Annotated in this window: 13 protein-coding genes; 8 read left to right on the forward strand and 5 right to left on the reverse strand. The window is 57.3% G+C overall.

Annotated elements, in window-relative coordinates:
- Nucleotides 1-71 precede the first annotated feature (71 nt).
- Nucleotides 72-1,163 (reverse strand): linear amide C-N hydrolase, encoded by a 1,092-nt coding sequence (locus tag FYK55_RS02960; RefSeq protein WP_150074735.1) that lies wholly within the window; start codon nt 1,161-1,163, stop codon nt 72-74.
- Between the two features lie 295 nt (nt 1,164-1,458).
- Nucleotides 1,459-3,033, reverse strand: coding sequence for a sulfatase-like hydrolase/transferase (locus FYK55_RS02965; protein WP_235908385.1), 1,575 nt, complete (start codon nt 3,031-3,033; stop codon nt 1,459-1,461).
- Nucleotides 3,034-3,163: 130 nt separating this feature from the next.
- On the opposite strand from FYK55_RS02965, the gene FYK55_RS02970 reads away from it, so the two are divergent.
- The 6 genes from FYK55_RS02970 (at nt 3,164) to FYK55_RS02995 (ending at nt 12,283) form a co-directional block, all read left to right on the forward strand.
- Complete coding sequence (locus FYK55_RS02970) at nt 3,164-3,652, forward strand: sigma-70 family RNA polymerase sigma factor (protein WP_161604274.1); 489 nt, start codon at nt 3,164-3,166, stop codon at nt 3,650-3,652.
- The gene (locus FYK55_RS02975) at nt 3,649-5,349 is read left to right on the forward strand and encodes a LamG-like jellyroll fold domain-containing protein (protein ID WP_150074741.1); all 1,701 of its coding nucleotides are present in this window, start codon (nt 3,649-3,651) and stop codon (nt 5,347-5,349) included. The genes FYK55_RS02970 and FYK55_RS02975 overlap by 4 nt, the downstream gene beginning before the upstream one ends.
- Nucleotides 5,350-5,383: 34 nt before the next feature.
- Nucleotides 5,384-6,973, forward strand: a complete 1,590-nt coding sequence (locus tag FYK55_RS02980; RefSeq protein WP_390621706.1) for a sulfatase — start codon at nt 5,384-5,386, stop codon at nt 6,971-6,973.
- The gene (locus FYK55_RS02985; protein WP_235908386.1) at nt 6,970-9,735 is read left to right on the forward strand and encodes a PSD1 and planctomycete cytochrome C domain-containing protein; all 2,766 of its coding nucleotides are present in this window, start codon (nt 6,970-6,972) and stop codon (nt 9,733-9,735) included. The genes FYK55_RS02980 and FYK55_RS02985 overlap by 4 nt, the downstream gene beginning before the upstream one ends.
- Nucleotides 9,732-11,234 (forward strand): DUF1501 domain-containing protein, encoded by a 1,503-nt coding sequence (locus FYK55_RS02990; RefSeq protein ID WP_201743610.1) that lies wholly within the window; start codon nt 9,732-9,734, stop codon nt 11,232-11,234. The genes FYK55_RS02985 and FYK55_RS02990 overlap by 4 nt, the downstream gene beginning before the upstream one ends.
- A 161-nt stretch (nt 11,235-11,395) precedes the next feature.
- Nucleotides 11,396-12,283 (forward strand): family 16 glycosylhydrolase, encoded by an 888-nt coding sequence (locus tag FYK55_RS02995; protein WP_161604275.1) that lies wholly within the window; start codon nt 11,396-11,398, stop codon nt 12,281-12,283.
- 278 nt (nt 12,284-12,561) lie between these two features.
- Here FYK55_RS02995 and FYK55_RS03000 read toward each other — a convergent pair whose 3' ends face one another.
- Entirely contained in the window at nt 12,562-13,746 is a 1,185-nt protein-coding gene (locus FYK55_RS03000) for a glycosyltransferase family 4 protein (RefSeq protein ID WP_150074747.1), read from the reverse strand.
- 39 nt (nt 13,747-13,785) lie between these two features.
- A complete protein-coding gene (locus FYK55_RS03005) occupies nt 13,786-14,811 on the reverse strand; it encodes a hypothetical protein (protein ID WP_150074749.1) in 1,026 nt (341 codons plus the stop codon).
- A 375-nt stretch (nt 14,812-15,186) separates the two neighbouring features.
- Here FYK55_RS03005 and FYK55_RS03010 point away from each other — a divergent pair, with 375 nt between their 5' ends.
- Both FYK55_RS03010 and FYK55_RS03015 read left to right on the forward strand, forming a co-directional pair.
- A complete protein-coding gene (locus FYK55_RS03010; protein WP_150074751.1) occupies nt 15,187-16,689 on the forward strand; it encodes a Gfo/Idh/MocA family protein in 1,503 nt (500 codons plus the stop codon).
- Between the two features lie 217 nt (nt 16,690-16,906).
- Nucleotides 16,907-18,076 (forward strand): sialidase family protein, encoded by a 1,170-nt coding sequence (locus tag FYK55_RS03015; protein ID WP_150074753.1) that lies wholly within the window; start codon nt 16,907-16,909, stop codon nt 18,074-18,076.
- Between the two features lie 287 nt (nt 18,077-18,363).
- Here the strand turns inward: FYK55_RS03015 and FYK55_RS03020 are convergent, their stop codons facing one another.
- Nucleotides 18,364-19,410 (reverse strand): Gfo/Idh/MocA family protein, encoded by a 1,047-nt coding sequence (locus FYK55_RS03020; protein ID WP_150074755.1) that lies wholly within the window; start codon nt 19,408-19,410, stop codon nt 18,364-18,366.
- Nucleotides 19,411-19,414 lie beyond the last annotated feature (4 nt).

Here is a 19,414-nt window from a genome sequence, read left to right on the forward strand (position 1 = left end):
GAAAATGGCGATCCTATCCGGAATTTTACGAGGACTACGGCGAAGCAACTCGCGCTCGGCTCGGCCGGCTTCTATTCCGGTTTCCAGGTGACCGCCGTGCCGGCCTTTTGGAAGATGAACGGATCGCACTTCCGGAATTTCCCCGAGACTTCGCCTGCTGCTTCGATATCGTTGGCGAGATCGAACCTCTGTTCCGAAGCACCCTCGCTGAGGTCAAGCTTGTCCAAGTCCACCCACACGACGTTGGGCATCCGGGAGAATTCAAAGTAATACCGTTTGTTCTTCAGATCACAGATCGTGGTCCACTGCGTCGGGGAAACGTTCGGCTTGACAGGATCCACAGCACCGAGAGGCGTTGCCATGTTCCGCATCACCGTCAGGACACCGGCGACGGCCTCCTGATAAGATTCAGGCTTTTTGGGGAGTTTCGTCAGATAAAACGCCCCTCGGGCAAAGCGGTCCTCCGCATCCATCGTCCCGGGGATGGGCTTCTTGCCGCCAAGGCCCTGGTACTGCTTTAGGAGAACAAGCTGCTGGTCGTACACGGGGGAGTTCGTCATCACGTTGTACTGTGGCCCGTGATGAATACGAGTTTTGCCGTCGATGATCTCAATGATGGCCGAATCGCCGCTCGCATCGGCAAGGGAAAGGTGGACCGGCGCATCGGCGGGCTCACCCTGGTGGATGAGCTCAAAGGGTTTAACCTGAAACGAATCAGCCGCTTTCACCGCCTCGGCAACGGTCGCGAAGTTGTCAAGGAAATACTGGGCCCAAAGGCTGACCGCAAGTCCCGGGCGTGTCGGATCGCGGTCGCCGTACTTGGTTTCGGCTAGATACAGCAGGTTGGCGTTCAGCCCCGCTTCGTTGATGCCATCGGAGGTTGCTCCATCCCAGATCGTCGCCACAACGCTCCCGTACTTTGAAGTCCATTTGAGCGGGTTCTGGTCGGTCATCCCCTCGCGTGCGATGCCCCTGGGCATCACTTGGAGCTTGGTTCCCATCTTGCCGGTCCAGTCCATCGTGCGGCCGACGAGGACGGGCTGTCCTTCCGATTTCCACAGCGTCCGGGAACAGGCATGGGAGAAGGAACCAGCAGCAGCCAAGCAGGACACGGCGACGGCTGCAGTCGTCAGCAGTCGGTTCGGTAGTCTCAAGTTTCTCATTGGGGTTCCTTTCGGGATTGTGTTGTTCGAAGAAAGCCTCCAAGGCGTCACCACGTCCAGCATCCAAGCTGTCGGTCACCGTGCGACGCAACCAGAGTGCCGAAACAAAAGCATCGCTGTCACCCTTCATCTGTGGCGCGCCCGATCGCCGATCGCCAGCATCACACCAAGAATAAGCGTGCGGCCTTGCACACAACGCCACGAGAAAGGCACACATCTGGGCGAGTCCGCACCGTCATCTGCACAGTCGATTTCACTTTCCTCGAATCGTGAAGTTCGATTTAACAACCGAGCATTAGCGATGAATTTGGAAAGTTGAGTGATAGCCCGGCATCTGGTTCTCGATCCAACTTTCCAGACTGGCTGCGGTGTCGTGCCACCGCGGGTCTTGTAGGGTCTTGGACCAAGCGTATCCTGCCGATACGAGTTCTCTGAGAAGATCGGCGTTCTGATCGGCAACATTTGTCGTCTCACCCGGATCATCGACGATGTTGTGGATTTGCCATTTGCCGCCCATTTTCCGGTACGCCTTCATGTCGCCCTTGCGAATGGCCACCTCGTTGCCCGATCCATGGTGGCGGAGCCACGGAATGAATTCTTCCGCATGGGGGTTGGTTCCAGACTGGATGTCGTTCCAGATGTCCTTTCCATCGAGCACCTTTTCCGCTGGTACCGTTGTTTGCGCGAGCCCCGCGAATGTTGGATAAAGATCCATCGCAAGAATTGGATCATTAAAAACTGAACCCGCAGTAATCGCTCTTGGCCAGTGCATGAACATCGGGACGCGGATTCCCCCTTCATGTGTTGACCCCTTGTCATCGCTCAGCGGCGCATTATTGCCTGCCTGAAGAATCTTGCCTCCATTGTCACTTAAGAACACAATCAACGTGGATTCCATGATCGAATCCGAGTCTTCGCCGTCTCGATTCGGGTCTCGGAGGGCATTGGCGATCTGTCCGATACCGCGATCAACCGCGTACACCATTGCGACGTAGTTCTGGCGCTTTGAATAGTCATGAAAGTCGATCCCGTTGGCAGGATTGCTCGGTTGATGGTTGGGAAAGAGATGAAGCAGATCTTCCGCTTTCCCCTGGAGCGGTGAATGCGGTGCGTTGTAGGCCAAATACAGAAAAAATGGCTCGTCGGATTGTTGCGTGATGAATGAGACAGCTTCTTCGGAGAACATGTCCGTGAGATACTCGCCATCGGGCGATAGCACGGTGTCATCGCTTCGACGCAACAGATACTGGTAGTCGTTGACTTTCGGATGGGTTTTGTCCGTCACCGATGGGAAATAGTGGTGCCCACCGCCGAGGAACCCAAAGAAGTGGTCAAAGCCGCGAGCGCAGGGCCGGAAAGGCTTCGCATCGCCCATGTGCCACTTGCCGATGCAGCCGGTTCGATAGCCTGATCGCTGCAGTAGCGTGCTGATCAAGGTCTCGCTTTGAGGGATGCCTTTGTCATTGTAGTCCTCTAAGTTTTTCGCGACATCGGGGAGATTCTTCTGGCCCCCAAAGCAATGGGGCATCCGCCCCGACATCAGTCCCATTCGACTTGGGCCACAGAATGGATGGGCAACGTACGCCTGCCTAAAGACCATTCCAGCCTTGGCGATGGCGTCGATGTTCGGGGTGACCACTTCGGTCCGAACGCCAAAAAGCTCCGCATTGAACCCCACGTCCGCGTAGCCGAGGTCATCACAAAGGATCAGCAGGATGTTCGGCCTTGTGTCGTTTCCGCCAGCATGCGTCGGGTGCGAGCCCACGGCGAAACAGCAGAGAGCAACCGCGATCTGAATGATTCTGTTCATGGCCCAGGCAAGCGATGGAGTGATAGCGTCGATTACTGATGTAGATAGCCCTTGAACCACGAACCTAACGGTCTTCCAGAAAAAGGCTCTCTTTTCCTGTTAGCTTTGCCCCCGCACGTCTATTCACTTTGCAATGAGTCACTCTAATCCGTCATCGTCGTCACCCCCCGAACAAGATCTCGCCGTGGAGATGGCGAGCATCCAACCGCGACTGTACGGGTTTATCTTGAAGCGATTGGCCGACCGCGAGCAAACACTCGAAGTGCTGCAGCGAACGAATCTGGTGCTCTGCCGGAAACAGGACGAATTCGAGCCCGGGTCGAGCTTTGCAGCATGGGCGTTCACGATCGCCAAATTTCAGGTCATGGCGTGGCGAAAATCAGAGGGCGCTCAAAGGTTGATCTTCACCGATGACGTCAACCAACTGCTTGAGCGTTCCGTAGACCAGGAGATCGAGTCCGTCGATCAGCGAATTCCCTTTCTCAGGCACTGCATGGAACGCCTCAAGAGGCAAGATCGCAACCTGATACAAGAGCGATACCGAGATGGGATTCCCATCGCAGACATCGCCAATGCCGCATCAAAGTCAGCTGACGCGGTCGCGATGCAATTGTCTCGCATCCGGGCTCAGCTGCGGGACTGTGTCCGCATGAAGTTGGAAACGGAGGGGCAGGCATGAACGGCAATCCCGACGATGAAATCGACATTCTGATTTCGGCCCTCGTGGACGGAAAACTTTCTGATCAACAACGTTTGGACCTGAATCGTGTTTTGCGGGAATCCCCCGCTGCGGTTGAACGTTATCACGAGCTGCTCGACAACCATGAAGCTCTGTGTGCGATTTATCCAGGCGAGGTGTTTGCCGAGTCTTTGGCAGATGATTCGTTGGACGGCGACATCGAAAAGAAAACTCGCTCGCGAGCCACGACGCCTCTTGTGTCATCGTTTTCGCGACGACTGATGATTTTCGCATCAGCGGCAATCTTGTTGATTGCAGTCGGTTTGGCCGGCTACTTGGTAGGTACCGATCCGGGTCGGCAACGAGCGGGCGAAAATGAATCCACAGGTAACAATCAGGAACAAACGGTTGCGGGCCACGCGATGCTGCACCGTTCGGTCTCTGTCCAGTGGGCGAAGAACACCAGGCCTTATCGCGATGGTGACGTCATCCCCAATGGCCGACTGCGATTCGACGCGGGTATCGCGGAAATTGAATTCTTCTGTGGAGCGACCTTAACCGTCGAAGGCCCCGCAGATCTCGAGGTTCAATCAGACTGGTCCGTCAAAGTCAGTCAGGGGCGATTGCGTGCTCGCGTTCCGCCGGCCGCACGGGGGTTTGTTGTTCATGCTGATGAGACTGAAATCGTCGATCTGGGCACTGAATTCGCCTTGGACATTGATGCCGAGAATGCACGCGTCGAAGTATTGGACGGTGAAGTCGCGCTCAAGGGTGGAATGCATGACGGCATTCACTTAACAAGCGGACAGCAACGATGGCTTGGACAGTCCGGTCAAGCGAATCCCGACACCTCGATCGACCTTTCGCTTGACGTCGAACAGCAGCGCGATGATGCCGAGGCTCAGCGGTTTGCTGCCTGGAATCGGTATTCCCGGCAGAGGGCTGAAGACGAGCGTTTAGTCGCGTATTACAGAATCGCTAACATGCCGGAGGGACGAACCGTCCCCAACTCGGCACGTGAGCGCCAAGGCAACGAGGCGACGCTGGTGGGTCCTGTCGAGAGGACTAACGGGCGATTTGGGCAGCCATCAACTGGCCTGGAATTTGACCGAATCGGTGCGCGAGCACGGACCAGAATTGACCAACGATTTGAAGCTTTCACGTTTGCTACTTGGGTTCGCATCGATAGCCTCGATCATGTCTACAACGCACTGTTTATGAGCGACGGGTACGAGACCGGAGAACTGCATTGGCAGATCCGGGAAGATGGATCGTTGATGTTTTCGGTCATGGTCGATGACACTCAGGAAGTTCGTCATTTTAGCCAACGTGATAACGCGGAGGTCAAAGCCGCAGGGCTGGCGAAGGTCTACTACTCCGAACCGTTCTGGGACATCTCCCAAAGTGGTCGATGGTTTCATTTGGTCGCGGTTTACGATCCGATCGGACGACGGGTGACCCAATACGTCAACGGACAGCGATTGAGCGACGAACGGATTCCAGAAAAGTTCTACATCGAGGATTTGAAGATCGGGCCAGCCGAGATCGGGAATTGGGGCCAGCCGTTTCGAAAGACACCCTGGTTCGCGGTCCGTAATCTGAATGGAACGATCGACGAACTTGCGATTTACAACGCTGCACTTGAAGAAGAAGAGATTCGTGAGATTTATGAACAGGGAAAACCGCTTGGATACTAAAAGATCACAACGACCGGCTGCGGTGCTGCGATACCTGGCCATTCTAATCCTGTCGTGCGTTCCGCTGTCCGCAGGCGCGGCCGACAAGCCCAATGTGCTCTTCATTGCCGTCGATGATTTGCGTCCCGAACTCGGTTGTTACGGTTCACCCGTTGCCATCACGCCGAACCTCGATCGCTTAGCCGGCGACGGATTGCTATTCGAGCGAGCCTACTGCCAGCAAGCGATCTGCCGGCCTTCGCGAGCGAGTTTGCTGACTGGAGCTCGCCCGGAAACGACCGGGCTCTTCCATAACTACGTTGCCCTGCGCGAACTTCAACCGGACATCGTGACGTTGCCGCAACACTTCATTGCAGGCGGCTACGAGACCGTTTATTGCGGAAAAATCTTTCACAATGGCGATACGGACGAAGGCGTATCGTGGAGCCGCGATCCGGTCAAATGGCTCAAAGGAATCAAGCCACCGAACGGAACGTTTCGCTTGCCGGAGAATCAACGCATCCAAGCGGAAGACCGCAATGCGATGATCGCCAAATACGGGGACGCGGCAAAACGCGGATTAGCCAGCGGACCAGCCTACGAAAAGGCGGACGTGGCCGATACCGCCTATATCGACGGCTACAACACGGAAAAAGCAATTGCGACATTGAACCAGCTTGTTGCTGACAAGGACAAGCCGTTCTTCTTGGCGATGGGCTACAAGTTGCCGCACCTCAATTGGTGTGCCCCAGCAAAATATTGGGACCTTTACAATCCCGCCGACATCCCGATGGCCCGCGAAACATCGGCACCGATCGGCGGTGCGGCGATGGGGTTGCACGCGTCGTTCGAACTTCGCACACGTGCCGGCATCCCAAAGTCCGGTCCGCTCGGTGACGACCTGTCGCGGACACTCAAACACGCCTACCTAGCCAGCACCAGCTACGTGGATGCTCTGATCGGTCAATTGATCGACGCGTTAGAGAGAGCCGGTGTTCGTGACAATACGATCATCGTCGTCTGGGGTGACCATGGTTGGCACCTCGGGGACATGGGAGTTTGGGGCAAGGCAACCAATTACGAGATCGCGACTCGTGTGCCATTGATGATCTGGACCCCCGAGATGAAGACGCGTGGCGCAAAGACGGAGGCGTTGGTCGAGTTGGTGGACATCTTTCCGACGCTTTGCGAATTGGCGGGATTGTCCAAGCCCGAGCATCTTGAGGGACATAGCTTTGCACCTCTCCTCGATGACCCACACAAGCCCTGGAAGAAAGCCGCCTTCAGCCAGTATCCCAATCCGGCGCTGCGTGAATGGGCCGCCAATCCCTTGTCGCCCGCGATGCGAGAAACCTGGTTTGGTCCGCTGATCGCTGAGGTTGAGAACCGTATCAAGTCACAAATGGGTGAGCGGTGGGATCGTGAATTATTTGAGCAACACCTCACCGGATTCACGATGCGAACGGATCGATACCGTTTGGTGCTGTGGAAAGACCGACGCGATCTGCAAGCACCGCCACTCTACGTTGAACTGTTCGATCACCACTCTGATCCCGGCGAGACTCGAAACATCGCTCAGCAGCATCCAGAGTTGGTCGAGCGCCTGATTGCACAACACTCCGCCGGATGGGAGGCAGCGAAATGAGCCGAAGCGTCCTGTTTTTGATCACGGTTGGCACGTTTCAATGTTTTCTGGCGCCAACATTGTCGGCGGTGGATTTCGAACAAGATGTATTGCCGATCTTGGAAGACAATTGCCTTTTTTGTCATGGAGAAGACGAGCAAGAGTCAGGTCTTCGGCTTGATCGCCGTGTGAGCATGATTCGTGGCGGAGACTCGGGACTGGCGGCGTTGGTTCCGGGAAAACCTGACAAGAGCTATTTGATTGAGGTCATCAACCACGTCGATCCGGACATGGCGATGCCCCCCGATGAGGACAAACTTCCCCAAGAACAAATCGACTTGATCACGCGTTGGATCCAAGAAGGTGCCAGGTGGCCGGGCCAGATGGAGGAGGCAGCTGAAGACGAAGTTGATCTGTGGTCATTTCAGCAAGTCGTTCGACCTGAAGTTCCCCAACAGGTTGAGCGTGATGATGTTGGCAAGCCGATTGATGCCTTTCTGCTGAACAAGCTGGAAGAGCATGATCTCTCATATTCCCAACCAGCCGATCCCCGCTCTCTGCTCCGCCGGGTCTCGATCGTGCTGACCGGGTTACCTCCGACACCGGAGCAAACGAAGGAATTCCTCGCGGCTTTCGCAAGCGACCCTGAAAAAGCGTACACCGAGGCGGTTGATCGCCTGTTGGATTCTCCGCACTTTGGCGAGCGGTGGGCACAACATTGGCTCGACGTCATTCGCTGGGCGGAAACAAACGGCTCTGAGGCGAATTTGTATCGCAAGAACGCCTGGATCTATCGCGATTACGTCATTCGTTCTTTCAATGAAGATAAGCCATACGATCAGTTTCTACGCGAACAGATTGCCGGCGACACGATGGGGGTTGGCGAAGCGACCGGATTTCTTGTTGCAGGCCCACACGTTCCCGCTGCCACGGTCGGCCGCGAGCCTGCCGCGATTCGCCAGGCGCGAGCGGATCGCATGGACGAAATCATGCAGACGGTCGGTGCCTCGGTCATGGGTGTCACAATTGGATGTGCCCGCTGCCACAACCACAAATTTGATCCCATTTCGATTCGCGACTATTACGCCATGACGGCCGTTTTCCAAGACATTGAATTTGGAAGTCGGCATCCTGAATACTCACCCGACCATCCGCTACGCGAGCGTGGTGCGGAGTTGTGGAGGCAGATCGCCGAGCAGAGACAACAGCTAAAGCAAATGGGCGGTTGGGAAGAAGACTGGGGCGCCTACCGTGAATTGCACTTCAAACCGGTGTCCACGAAAGCGATTCGCATTCGCTTCAAAATGGCGAACGTCTTCGTGGATGAATTGGAGGTGCTTGGTCCCGACGCTCAGAATTTGAACCTCGCTCTGGCGAGCCGCGGCACCAGGGTTTCTGGGCACCCGGAAAAAGGATTCGAAACCCGGAATCCGATTCAACGGATCAACGATGGAGATTACGGCACGATGATTTGGCGAGCCCAAGTCGAAAAAGACGAGGATCGCCCCTGGGTTCGGTTCGAATTCGAAAAGGCAGAGACGATCAATCGGCTGCGTGTGAGTAACAATCGTGAGTACTTCTACGAGACCGATTACCTGACGAAAAAGCCAAATCTACCGAGGTATGAGTTTGACGTTGACGTGATGACAGATACCGGCGAGTGGCAACCCTGGGTCGGCACTTGGAGCGTCAATAAAAAGCTCAACCAAGAGCACCCCGAGCGAAAAAAACTGCTTGATAAGATTCAGCGTTCCATCGCGTGTCTGTCTGAAGAGGGACCCCGGCCGAGTTTTGTCGGACGACTGATCGAACCGGAAATCACCCGAGTTTTACTGCGTGGAAGCCCTGAGAGCCCGCGTGATGAAGTGTTTCCGGCTGGCCCCAAGATGCTCGGCGGTGATCTCGACTTAACTTCTGAGACATCGGGTCCTCGCCGTCGACGGACCTTCGCTGCTTGGATCACCAAGTCCGATCATCCGCTGACGGCACGAGTGATGGTCAACCGAATCTGGCATCATCTGTTTGGAAATGGACTCGTTCCGACGACCAGCGATTTCGGAAATGCGGGGGCACCGCCCACGCATCCTGAATTGCTTGACTGGCTTTCCGCCGAATTCACCGAGCCGACGGTTTCGCAACGACCTGCATGGTCGGTGAAGTCGATCATCCGTTTACTTGTCTTGTCCGATGCTTTTCGGCAGTCCAGCCATCCGAGAGATTCTGCGCTGAAGGTTGATGCCGGGTCGCAACTGCTGTGGCGATATCCTCCCAAGCGGGTCGAGGCGGAAGTGATTCGAGATGCCGTGCTTCAGGCATCTGGCGTTCTCGACACCACGATCGGAGGAAAAAGCTATCGCATTCACAATGAAAAGGACACCTATGCCCAATGGCAAGTCACCGACAATCACGGTTCTGACACCTGGCGGCGAATGATTTATCAAGAGCGGATGCGCCGCGTCGACGACCAATTGTTCACGGCCTTTGACTTTCCCGACTGCGGACAAGTGAGAGCAAAACGTCCTGTTTCGACAACTCCGCTACAGGCCTTGAATCTGATGAACAGCGACTTTGTGGTGGAACAGTCAGAGTTAATCGCCGAGCGAGCGGAGAAGGAAGCCGGTGGCGATGAGGTCAAGTCTGTTGATCGCTGCTTTGAGCTTCTTCTTGGTCGCGCACCCGATGCGGACGAGCGACGAGACTGTCTTGAACTGGCCAGTGCGAGTGGCTTACCACTGGTGTGTCGCGCCATCATCAATTCCAACGAATTTGCATTTCTACCATGATCAATCCTGAACATCTTTCAGCACAAGGTCGGCGACTTCTCGATCGACGTGGGTTCCTTGGGACAGCGGGTCTGTCAACGGCAGGGCTTGCTTTGACGAGTCTGCTTGACGCCGATGGCCTGTTGGCCAGCGACACACAAACGATAAGTGGTAAGCCGCCGCTTCGACCGAAAATTGACCCGAACAATCCCTATGCGGCCCGCAACCCTCACTTCGAGATGCCGGCCAAACAGGTCTTGGTCATCTATTGCCCTGGTGCTGTGAGTCATGTCGACACGTTCGACTACAAGCCCGAATTGTGGAAGCTTCACGGCCAAAAGCCTCCAGGGATCCCGGCTGTGACCTTCGAGGGACCGACAGGCAATATCGCAAAGCCGTTTTGGGAGTTCAAACCACGTGGCGAAACGGGGAAGATGGTTTCTGAACTACTGCCTCACCTTGCCAGGCAAGTCGACGACTTTTGCTTTCTGCATGCCCTGACGACCGATACCAGTGCTCACCCACAAGGTGAGAACTTCATGAACACCGGCTTCACGATGGAGGGGTTTCCGTCGTTTGGAGCCTGGGTGACGTACGCGCTGGGGACTGAGAATCAAGAGTTGCCCGCGTTCGTTGCCATCAACGACCCACGCGGTCTCGCACGGAGCGGAAAGAACAATTTTGGCAACGGTTTCCTCCCTGCCGCGTTTCAAGGAACGGACTTCACGGCAAAGAACCCACCGAATAATCTGCGACGACCGGCTGAGTTCAGCGGCGAGGCGGATCGGGGAACGGTTCAATTGCTCAAGCGTCTCAATGCGAAGCATCTTGAAATGTACCCGGGCGATGCGAACCTGGCGGGCCGAATTGCAAGTTACGAATTGGCAGGCCGAATGCAGACATCGGTTCCCGAAGTGATGGATCTGTCGGGCGAAACCGAGTCCACGCTCAAGGCATATGGCGTCGAAGGCGGCAGCGAATTGCGGGGGCACTACGCTAGAAACTGTATTCTCGCCCGCCGGTTGTTGGAACAAGGCGTCCGAGTCGTCCAACTCTTTAATGGCAGTGACCCCGCAGGCGGCAACGGCATCACGAACTGGGACTCCCATTCCAATATTGCCGAAACGCACGCGATGCAAGCCGAGATCATGGATCAGCCAACGGCTGCCTTGCTCGCCGATTTAAAACAGCGAGGCCTGCTGGAACACACACTCGTGGTGTGGGCGACGGAGTTCGGCCGTATGCCATTCCTGCAGGCTAACGGCACGGGTCGCGACCACAATCCGAGCGCGTTCACGTGTTTTCTTGCCGGCGCAGGGGTGAAGAGCGGCTTTAGTTACGGCGAAAGCGACGAGTTCGGTTTTAAAACCGCCGTGAATGAAACCACCGTCTATGATTTCAACGCAACGATCCTGCATCTGATGGGGCTCCATCACGAACGACTGACATACTACCACAACGGTCTGGAACGTCGCCTTACCAACGTACACGGACACGTCATTGAAGACGTGCTCGCGTAGCTCCAGATTCGACCTTTCCGCCCGCTCCGAGTGCATTGTCGCAGTAAAAGCAGTATCACCTTCTTTGCGACGCCACTGCAAAATCTTTAGCCAGCGAGCGACTCACCGTGATGGTCACTACTTCACTCCTCGCGAAGACATGTGCTCGCTACGGACAAGTTATGCGACGATTTGTTTACGTCCTTGCGCTCATTGCCTTCGCCAGCCATCCTGTCATTGCCCAACAGCCCGTATCAGAGATCAACTCAGATAAGACTTGGGGAATTCGATGGGCCGCATCCGACGAGTTCTCCGGTGACAGCCTCGATTGGAGGAAATGGGTAGAACAAAGCGGGTTACCAGAGACATCATCATGGAACTGGGACAATGCGGAAAATATCAAGCTTGCCGATGGAAATGCGAAAATCTCACTGCGGTACGGTCCGAAAGACGGCCGCCATTTCTCATCGGGCATTTTGAAGTCGTATCGAACCTTCACCTACGGCTATTTTGAGGCGCGGATCCAGGGCATCGGATGGAATGCTTCCGGAGCGTGTCCGGCCTTTTGGCTTTTCAGTGGCTTCGATGATGATGTGGCAGAAGGCGAGACCATTTACTGCGAAATCGATGTAGTGGAATTACAGCAACTCGATTGGTATCAGGGCCATCAAGATGACGCACATGATATCGATCTGAACCTGCATTGCGTTGTCAAGCAGAACGGGGCTCGGCAATGGCGACGCCCAAAGCGTTTCCCGGATCACCAACTGGGTAAATGGAGAGCGTCTTGGCATCCGGGCGATGGGTTCCACGTCTACGGATGTGAGGTCAATCGCGAAGAAATCATCTGGTTTATCGACGGAGCAGAAATCGCTCGAAAACCCAATACAAACTGGCATGGAGAAAAACACGTCGCTGTTTCACTCGGATTGCGAAAGCCCTTCGTGACTTTCCACAACAACCGAAATCTGCCAGTGGATCCGATGCAATCGCCCGAAGTGAAATCGCGATTGAAGGAGTTTCCGGTCTCAATGCTCGTCGATTATGTAAGAGTCTGGGAAGGGGAGTAAAAATCTCTTTGATGCGTGAAGCGTATGGGGAGGCGAGGCAAAACGAGCGTGGTTGAACCAGCCTCCGCGTGTTTAACGACTCGTGTCGGCTTGAACGACCGATGGTATTCCCATCAACTTGATGATGGTGGTGTTGGTCGACGGTCGCCCGTTGCTCTACCTCCGGCCGTCGATTTCCGCCCGTGCATTAGCGTGCCCGAACGACGCCACTCGACAATCGGCCTCTCCGTGCAATCGGCCGATGCGGTGATCGCAAGGTTCAATGAGGCGGCCAGTCGCTAACCGGTCCACCAACGCAACCATCGCAGCAAGGGTCTTGAGCTCCGCTCGCGCGGCGTTTGCCGGGAACGCACGACCGTTCGCAGTTCCTGTTCGTAGGCGTCCACCATGGCGTCCCAGCCGAAATCTTCCACGACGGATCTACCGGCTCGCCCCAGTCGTTCACGCTCCGCCGGTTCGTTGACCCAGCGCTGCAATCCTTCGCGCAGTCCTTCGACCGACGGCTCGACGAGCAAACCATTCATGCCGTGTTGAATGATCGCACGCGGTCCACTCTCGCAATCCACGCTGATACACGGCACTCCCAAGGCCATGGCCTCCAACAGTGCCGACGGAAACCCTTCGTATCGGCTGGGCAGACAGAACACGGTGGCTTCGGACAACGGCTGCCAGATCGGGCGAACCCAGCCGGGGAGTGCCACACGATCGGCGATTCCCAACTGATCGGCCTGCTGCAGGAGTTGCTCCCGTTCGGATCCTTCGCCATAGATCAGCAGCCGCCAAGATGCATCCTGCTCGGAGAATCCGGCGAATGCTTCGATCAAGCGATCGAAGCCTTTCTCCGGTTCCAAACGGCCCACACCGACGATGGTTTTTCGCTCCGCCGCTGCGACACGATCTGATTCCAGCGGCGGCGGATCGACGGCGGACGGAATGACGATCACCCGATCACACAAGCGTCGCAAAAACCTGGCGGATGTTTCCGTCAGGGCGATCGCCGAAGACGATCGATGGTAGACACGGCGCCGCAGGGAATTCCAAAGCATCCCGAGCGACTGTTGGGCAGGATCGCTTCGCTCACAAATGACGATCGGTGGCGACCGGCGCGACGCCGACATCAGGACATCGATGTTGTTGCGGTCACAAAAAGAGAGCACAACGTCGGGAGATTCCGATGCCATGACACGCGCCACCGCGCGATGGCGTCGGCGGACCTGCATCCACTTTCCCGGCCGCCAGGTTGCATCATGCCGAAGTTCCAAACACCGCCGTCGCACCTCCGGGTCGAGCGGATAGCGATCCCCGCCAGTGTCCGCGTACGTGACCAGGGTCACGCGATGCTGACGCCGGGCCAGTCGCGAAGCCAACCCGGCCATGACGCGTTCCGCACCGCCACCGTCAAGTGAGTGGATGACGCACAGGATGGACAGGGGTGTCGACTCGGCATCTTGCCGCTCGTTCACATCGGCTTCCTTCAGGCAGTTCGTACCAGTCGAAACGCGCTAAATGGTTTCCGGTTCCGCTGCGGGACTGGGCAGGATCTCCACACCCTCTTGCAATTCCGACTCCGGCTCAACCGCCGGGGTTTCGGCCGACGGCTGGCTTTCGTCCGAGGGTTCCACCGGAAGTTCCCATTCCAGGGCTTCGGTCGACGGGATTGGACCGGACGGTACCGGTGTCTCCTGAACCAGTTCACTCAGACGAAGTCGGGTGCTCTCGAATCCGGGAAGCCGGGCGATGTGGCGCAGTTCCGCATTGCGTTTGACGCCGTTGTAGCGTCCCAGCAAATCGTTGAGCTGGTCCAGCGACTGTCCAGCATCCACGGCGTTGATCACCGCCATGGGGTCCAGGAAGTCCATCCAAATCTGGCCCTGCTCTCCTTGGCGCTGCAACGAGCGAAGCAACAGTTCCGCTGATTCACGTAGCGTCGCGGGCGAAGAGAATGGATCGATCTCCGCATACTCGGTCGGCAACGGGTCGGTCAGTTCCGGAATCCCGCCGTTCTCTCCCGGCGAGTAGGAAGGCCCAAAGTATTGACCCGTGATCGGCGGGTCAGAGATCGACGGTCGATAAGAGCGGACGATGGCGTTCGGCGGCGCGCTGCGATAGCGGTCGCCATACCACGGCGAGCCGTATCGATCGTCGCTCAATCCGCGATACCGCAGCGACGACCGATAGCCGTCGTAAGGATAACCGTAACCATAATCGGGATAATCCGGCCAATCGTAGCGTGGGATCGAGGCGCCGATGGACAGCGAAAAGAAGGGAGCGCGGATTCGCAGCCCACGCGACCGCGGGGCGAGTGCGGGTGACCCCCACATCGGCGGCATCAGCCAGGGATCGGTTGCTGAGGGTGGTGGCAACACCGGGATCCCCGCCGGAACCGCGACCACGCTGCGACGCGAATAAATGACTTGGCCGCAAACGAAGTCGACACCGGTCGTAAAAAGAAAAAACATCGCCAGCAGCGGAACCGTCCAGCGAAATCCCACCGTGGTCCGGCGGAACGAACGATCGTTGCTATTCATCACGAATCGTGCCTGATACAGGAGTGAGAGCAGAATGTAACCCACCAGTCTAACTTTCTTTTTGTGACGATACGCCAACGCGTTGCGAATTTGCGGGCGGATTTGGGCGCTTCAAAGCCGTAAATTGCCATCTTTTCCTGGTTTCGGTGGCTCAAATCCACCATGCGCCGCACTTGAGGCGGTGAGTCACTTGTTAAGCTAGGCGGCCGCCAGACAGTGCCGTGTGATCCGTGCGCGTTTCCAGGTACCGACTTCGCCAGAGCGCATGGCATGTCACCAACACCCGAACCAACGGTGAAGGGTGACGGTCGACATCAATCGGTTCGTCCACTGCCTGCTCCCTCCTTCACGCCCCACCTGTCAGAGGAATATCCGATGAAATCTGATCACCAGCCCGCGTCCCCCTCCACGCAGCCCTCACGAAGAAACTTCCTGAAGACCTCCGCGGCAGCCTCATTGGCCGGGAGCAGCTTCCTGATCATCGGGACCAAAGCCAGCGGCGCCATCAAGGGCGCCAACGACCGCGTCCGGATCGCGGTCGCCGGTTTGAACGGCCGCGGCCAATCGCATATCAATGGTTGGAACGACGCGTCGAATGTCGAAATCGCCTACGTCGTCGATCCGGCAAAAAAGGTCCTCAGCCGCACCATGGCCAGCATGGAACGACGCGCCGCGGGAAACTTCAACACCAAAGGGATCGGCGACATTCGCGGTGCCTTGGATGATTCGAACCTGGACGCGATTTCAATCGCCACCCCGAACCATTGGCACTCGCTGATGACGATCTGGGGCGCTCAAGCGGGCAAACACGTTTACGTGGAAAAACCGATGAGCCACGACATTGCGGAAGGCCGCGTCGCCGTGGAAGCGCAAAAGAAGTATGGCGTGGTGATTCAGCACGGCACCCAGCGACGAAGCAATGCCGGTGTCGCGGGACTCCATGAAGCACTCAAATCCGGAAAGCTGCCGCGACTGAAGATCGCTTACGGCTACGCCTGCAAGCCGCGCAACGGGATCGGATTCGAACCGATTTCCGAACCGCCGGCAGATCTGGATTGGGAACACTGGAAGGGCCCTGCGGTGATCGACCACTACCACGCCAACTACGTCCCCTACGATTGGCACTGGTTCTGGCCGACCGGAAACGGAGACCTGAACAACCAGGGCACGCACCAACTGGACGTCGCTCGGTGGGCCATCGACGACGACCAAACCCACCCGGTTCGGGCGATGGCCATCGGCGGGCGTTTCCAGTGGGACGATCAGGGTGAAACGCCCAACACGATGTTCGCAATGGCGGAGTATGCCAACGGCCAAATGGTCTTCTTCAATGTCCGCAACGTGAACTACAAAGACTACAAACGCCAGGTGATCAATGAGTACTACCTGGAAGACGGAAGCGTGATCACCGGCGAAGGCAGGTACCAGATCCTGCGTCCGGGCGCCAAGTCACCCGAACCGCTGGAGATCGAACCCGGGGACGTGACGCCCGGCGGAAACTGGAATGCGTTCATCGCCGCCGTGCGAGCCAACGATCCCTCGATGGCCAACGGCAACGTGCACGATGCCCACTACGGATGCGTGCTCGGCCACATCATGAACAACTCCTACCGTCTCGGAAGCGAAGTCCCCTTCTCTGCCAAGCCAACGGACTTTGGCGGCAACGAAGACGCCGTGGAGCATTTCGGACGGCTACACCGGATCATGTCCGACGGTGTCGGGCTTTCCGCCAAGGACGCGAACTACACCCTCGGACCGATGTTGGAATTCGATCCTTCCAGCGAGCGATTCGTTGGCGAGCGTTCCGAAGAGGCGAATGTTTTGCTCAAGGACGCCGACAATCCGGGATACGAGATTCCCAGCGTCGAGAACGTCTGAACCGGTCGACCGGCGCCCGCCGACAGGTCGCTTCGCTGTCCGGCATGACGTCCGATGGAGGCCTGTCCCACAGGCCTCCGCGGTGATCCTGCTTGGAATGTGGTGAGCAGCGGCGGGCTCAGCTTCTTCGGTGAGCCGATGCCTAGCGTTTCTCGCATGCCACGCGCATCACTCAACCCATGTTGATTTCCTGCCTAACTTGAAAAGTCTTCGTCCTATGTCCATTTGTCGTGCGTCCGTTTGCCGCGCGTGTGTCTTGGGATTCCAACTGGTGCTGCTGGTAGTGGCCGCGCCCCGGTCATCGGCTGAAGGTCCCGATCTGCCACTGCTGGACCTTTCCGACCAGACGTCGCGTCAGGTCGTGATTGCCGAAGGAAGTGAAGCGGTCTATCAGGGACACCCCACCACGTTGTTGATGCCCGATGGCAAAACGATGTTCTGCGTGTGGTGCGTCAATCATGGCGGACACGCCGGACCGATGGCACGCAGTGACGACGGCGGCTTGACTTGGCGGCGGCTGGACGACGGGCTGCCACCCGGATTTTCCACACACCAAAACTGTCCCAGCATCTACCGGATGACGGATCGACAAGGGGTCTCGCGATTGTGGGTTTTCTCCGCGGCCCTGGGACACCGGGGCGGACCCGGAATGCCCAGCATCATGAGTGATGACGGCGGCGCCACCTGGACGGAACAGAAGCCGTTGGGCTTCCCTTGCGTGATGACCTTCAGCAGCATGGTGCGGCTGAAAGACGGCCGCTACCTGGGGCTCTATCACAAGGGCCCGGATGGCGAGGACCGCGCGCCGTTGCGAGTCTATCAAACGCTCAGCGATGATGGTGGCTTTCACTGGTCCGAACCCGTCTTGGTTGCCGCCGTGGAAGGGAAGAACCCTTGCGAGCCGTTTGTCTTTCGCTCTCCCAATGGCGATGAGCTGTGCTGTCTGATGCGTGAGAACACCCACCGGGGACGCAGCCTGATGATGTTCTCGCGCGACGAAGGCCAGACCTGGAGCGAACCGGTTCCGACACCTTGGGGATTGAGCGGTGATCGTCACATGGGGGTCCAAACCGACGACGGCCGCTGGGTGATCGCGTTTCGCGACATGGCTCCCGAAAGTCCCACCCGCGGTCACTTCGTCGCCTGGGTCGGAAAGTATGACGACATCAAACAAGGTCGCCCGGGCGTTTGCCGAGTCAAGCTGCTCCACAATCACGCGCAGCGGGTCACCGATTGCGGCTATCCGGGCGTGGAGAAACTTCCCGACGGCACCATTGTTGCCACGACCTATGTCAAGTATCGGCCCGGACCGGAGAAGCATTCGATCGTCAGTACGCGTTTCATACTGTCGGAGTTGGACGCGATGCTGGAGACGCGAAAGGATTAGCCGAGGAAGCCGGGAACAGTAGGGTGACGCAAACGCTCAGCTCCAACCGCAAAGTGACGAATGACAGCCAAGGAGGTCGTGCAGCTTTGCTACACCCTCCCTCCGGGAGGGTCGCGGAGGAGCCCCGCGACGACGCGGGGAGGGCACGTCCGGCGCCATAGATTTAAGCTGTTTCTGTAAGGCACCCTCCCCAAAGGCTCGTGCCTCGCCTTTGACCCTCCCGGAGGGAGGGTGAATCGCGAGGAACTTCGCGTCCGGCAGATCGCAAACGTCTGGACGGCAATCAATCAGCCACGCGCTTCGATTCGATCGATCGGCTCGGGCGCACCGCTCTTCACCGAGGCGGTCGCGGCCAGGCACATGGCAACCGACCAACGTCCGTCCTCGGCGGTGCAATGCAGCGGACGCCCCGTCTGGATCGCGTCGGCAACGCGTTCGATCTGGTCTTCCAATTCGAACAACTCGCCGGTCGGCTTTTCAATCGGAACTTCCACGACTTCTTTTCCATCGAAAGCACGCAGCGAAAAGGTGGGATGGCGGGTGCGGTCCATCGCACCACTCCACGATGCCCACATCGCACCCTTCTCACCGGTGATTTTCACGGTCTGGTGATGTTCAAACGCGCTCAGTGTCTGAGAAACAACCGCGTAGGCGTTTCCGGTGAAATGCATGATCGCGCTGAAATTGTCCTGCAACTCCGGATGATCGGGTTTCCGTGAATTGGCCGTGGCATAAATCCGTTCCGGCTCGCCGGCGGATTGCAAGTACCAGCGGGCGAGGTCGAAGAAGTGGATCGGTTCTTCCAGAATCCAGTTTCCGACTCTCTGAATGTCGTAACGCCAGCCGTCGGCGCCCAATCGGTAGGGATTGCGGGAAAGTTCCACCAGGCAATACTGCGGACTGCCGATGTAACCCTCGTCAATCATCTGTTTGGCTTTGCCCCACATTGAGGACAGGCGAAGCTCATGTCCGACGCACAGCAGTCGTTCTTTCTGTCGCGCCAGCGTGATCATCGCATCGCACTCCGCCAACGAGATCCCCATCGGCTTTTCAAGCAACAGGTGCTTGCCTGAGTTCAGGACCGCCGTCGCCACCTCGTGGTGCAAGTAACTGGGAACGACCACATCGACCACATCCAGATCGTCACGCTGCAACAGCGTCCGGTAGTCGTTGGTCACCGCGGCGTCTGGATAGGCGTCTCGCGCCGCTTGAACCGAAGCGTCACTGCGCGCGGCGACTGCGACCAGTTCAGCGTTCTTGGCCTTCGCGATTGCGTCCGCGTGGTGCTGTCCCCAGGCGCCGAACCCGATCAAGCCGTATTTTACTTTTTCCATTGCC

The sequence above is a fragment of the Roseiconus nitratireducens genome (assembly GCF_008629675.1).
GTDB classification, from domain to species: domain Bacteria; phylum Planctomycetota; class Planctomycetia; order Pirellulales; family Pirellulaceae; genus Stieleria; species Stieleria nitratireducens.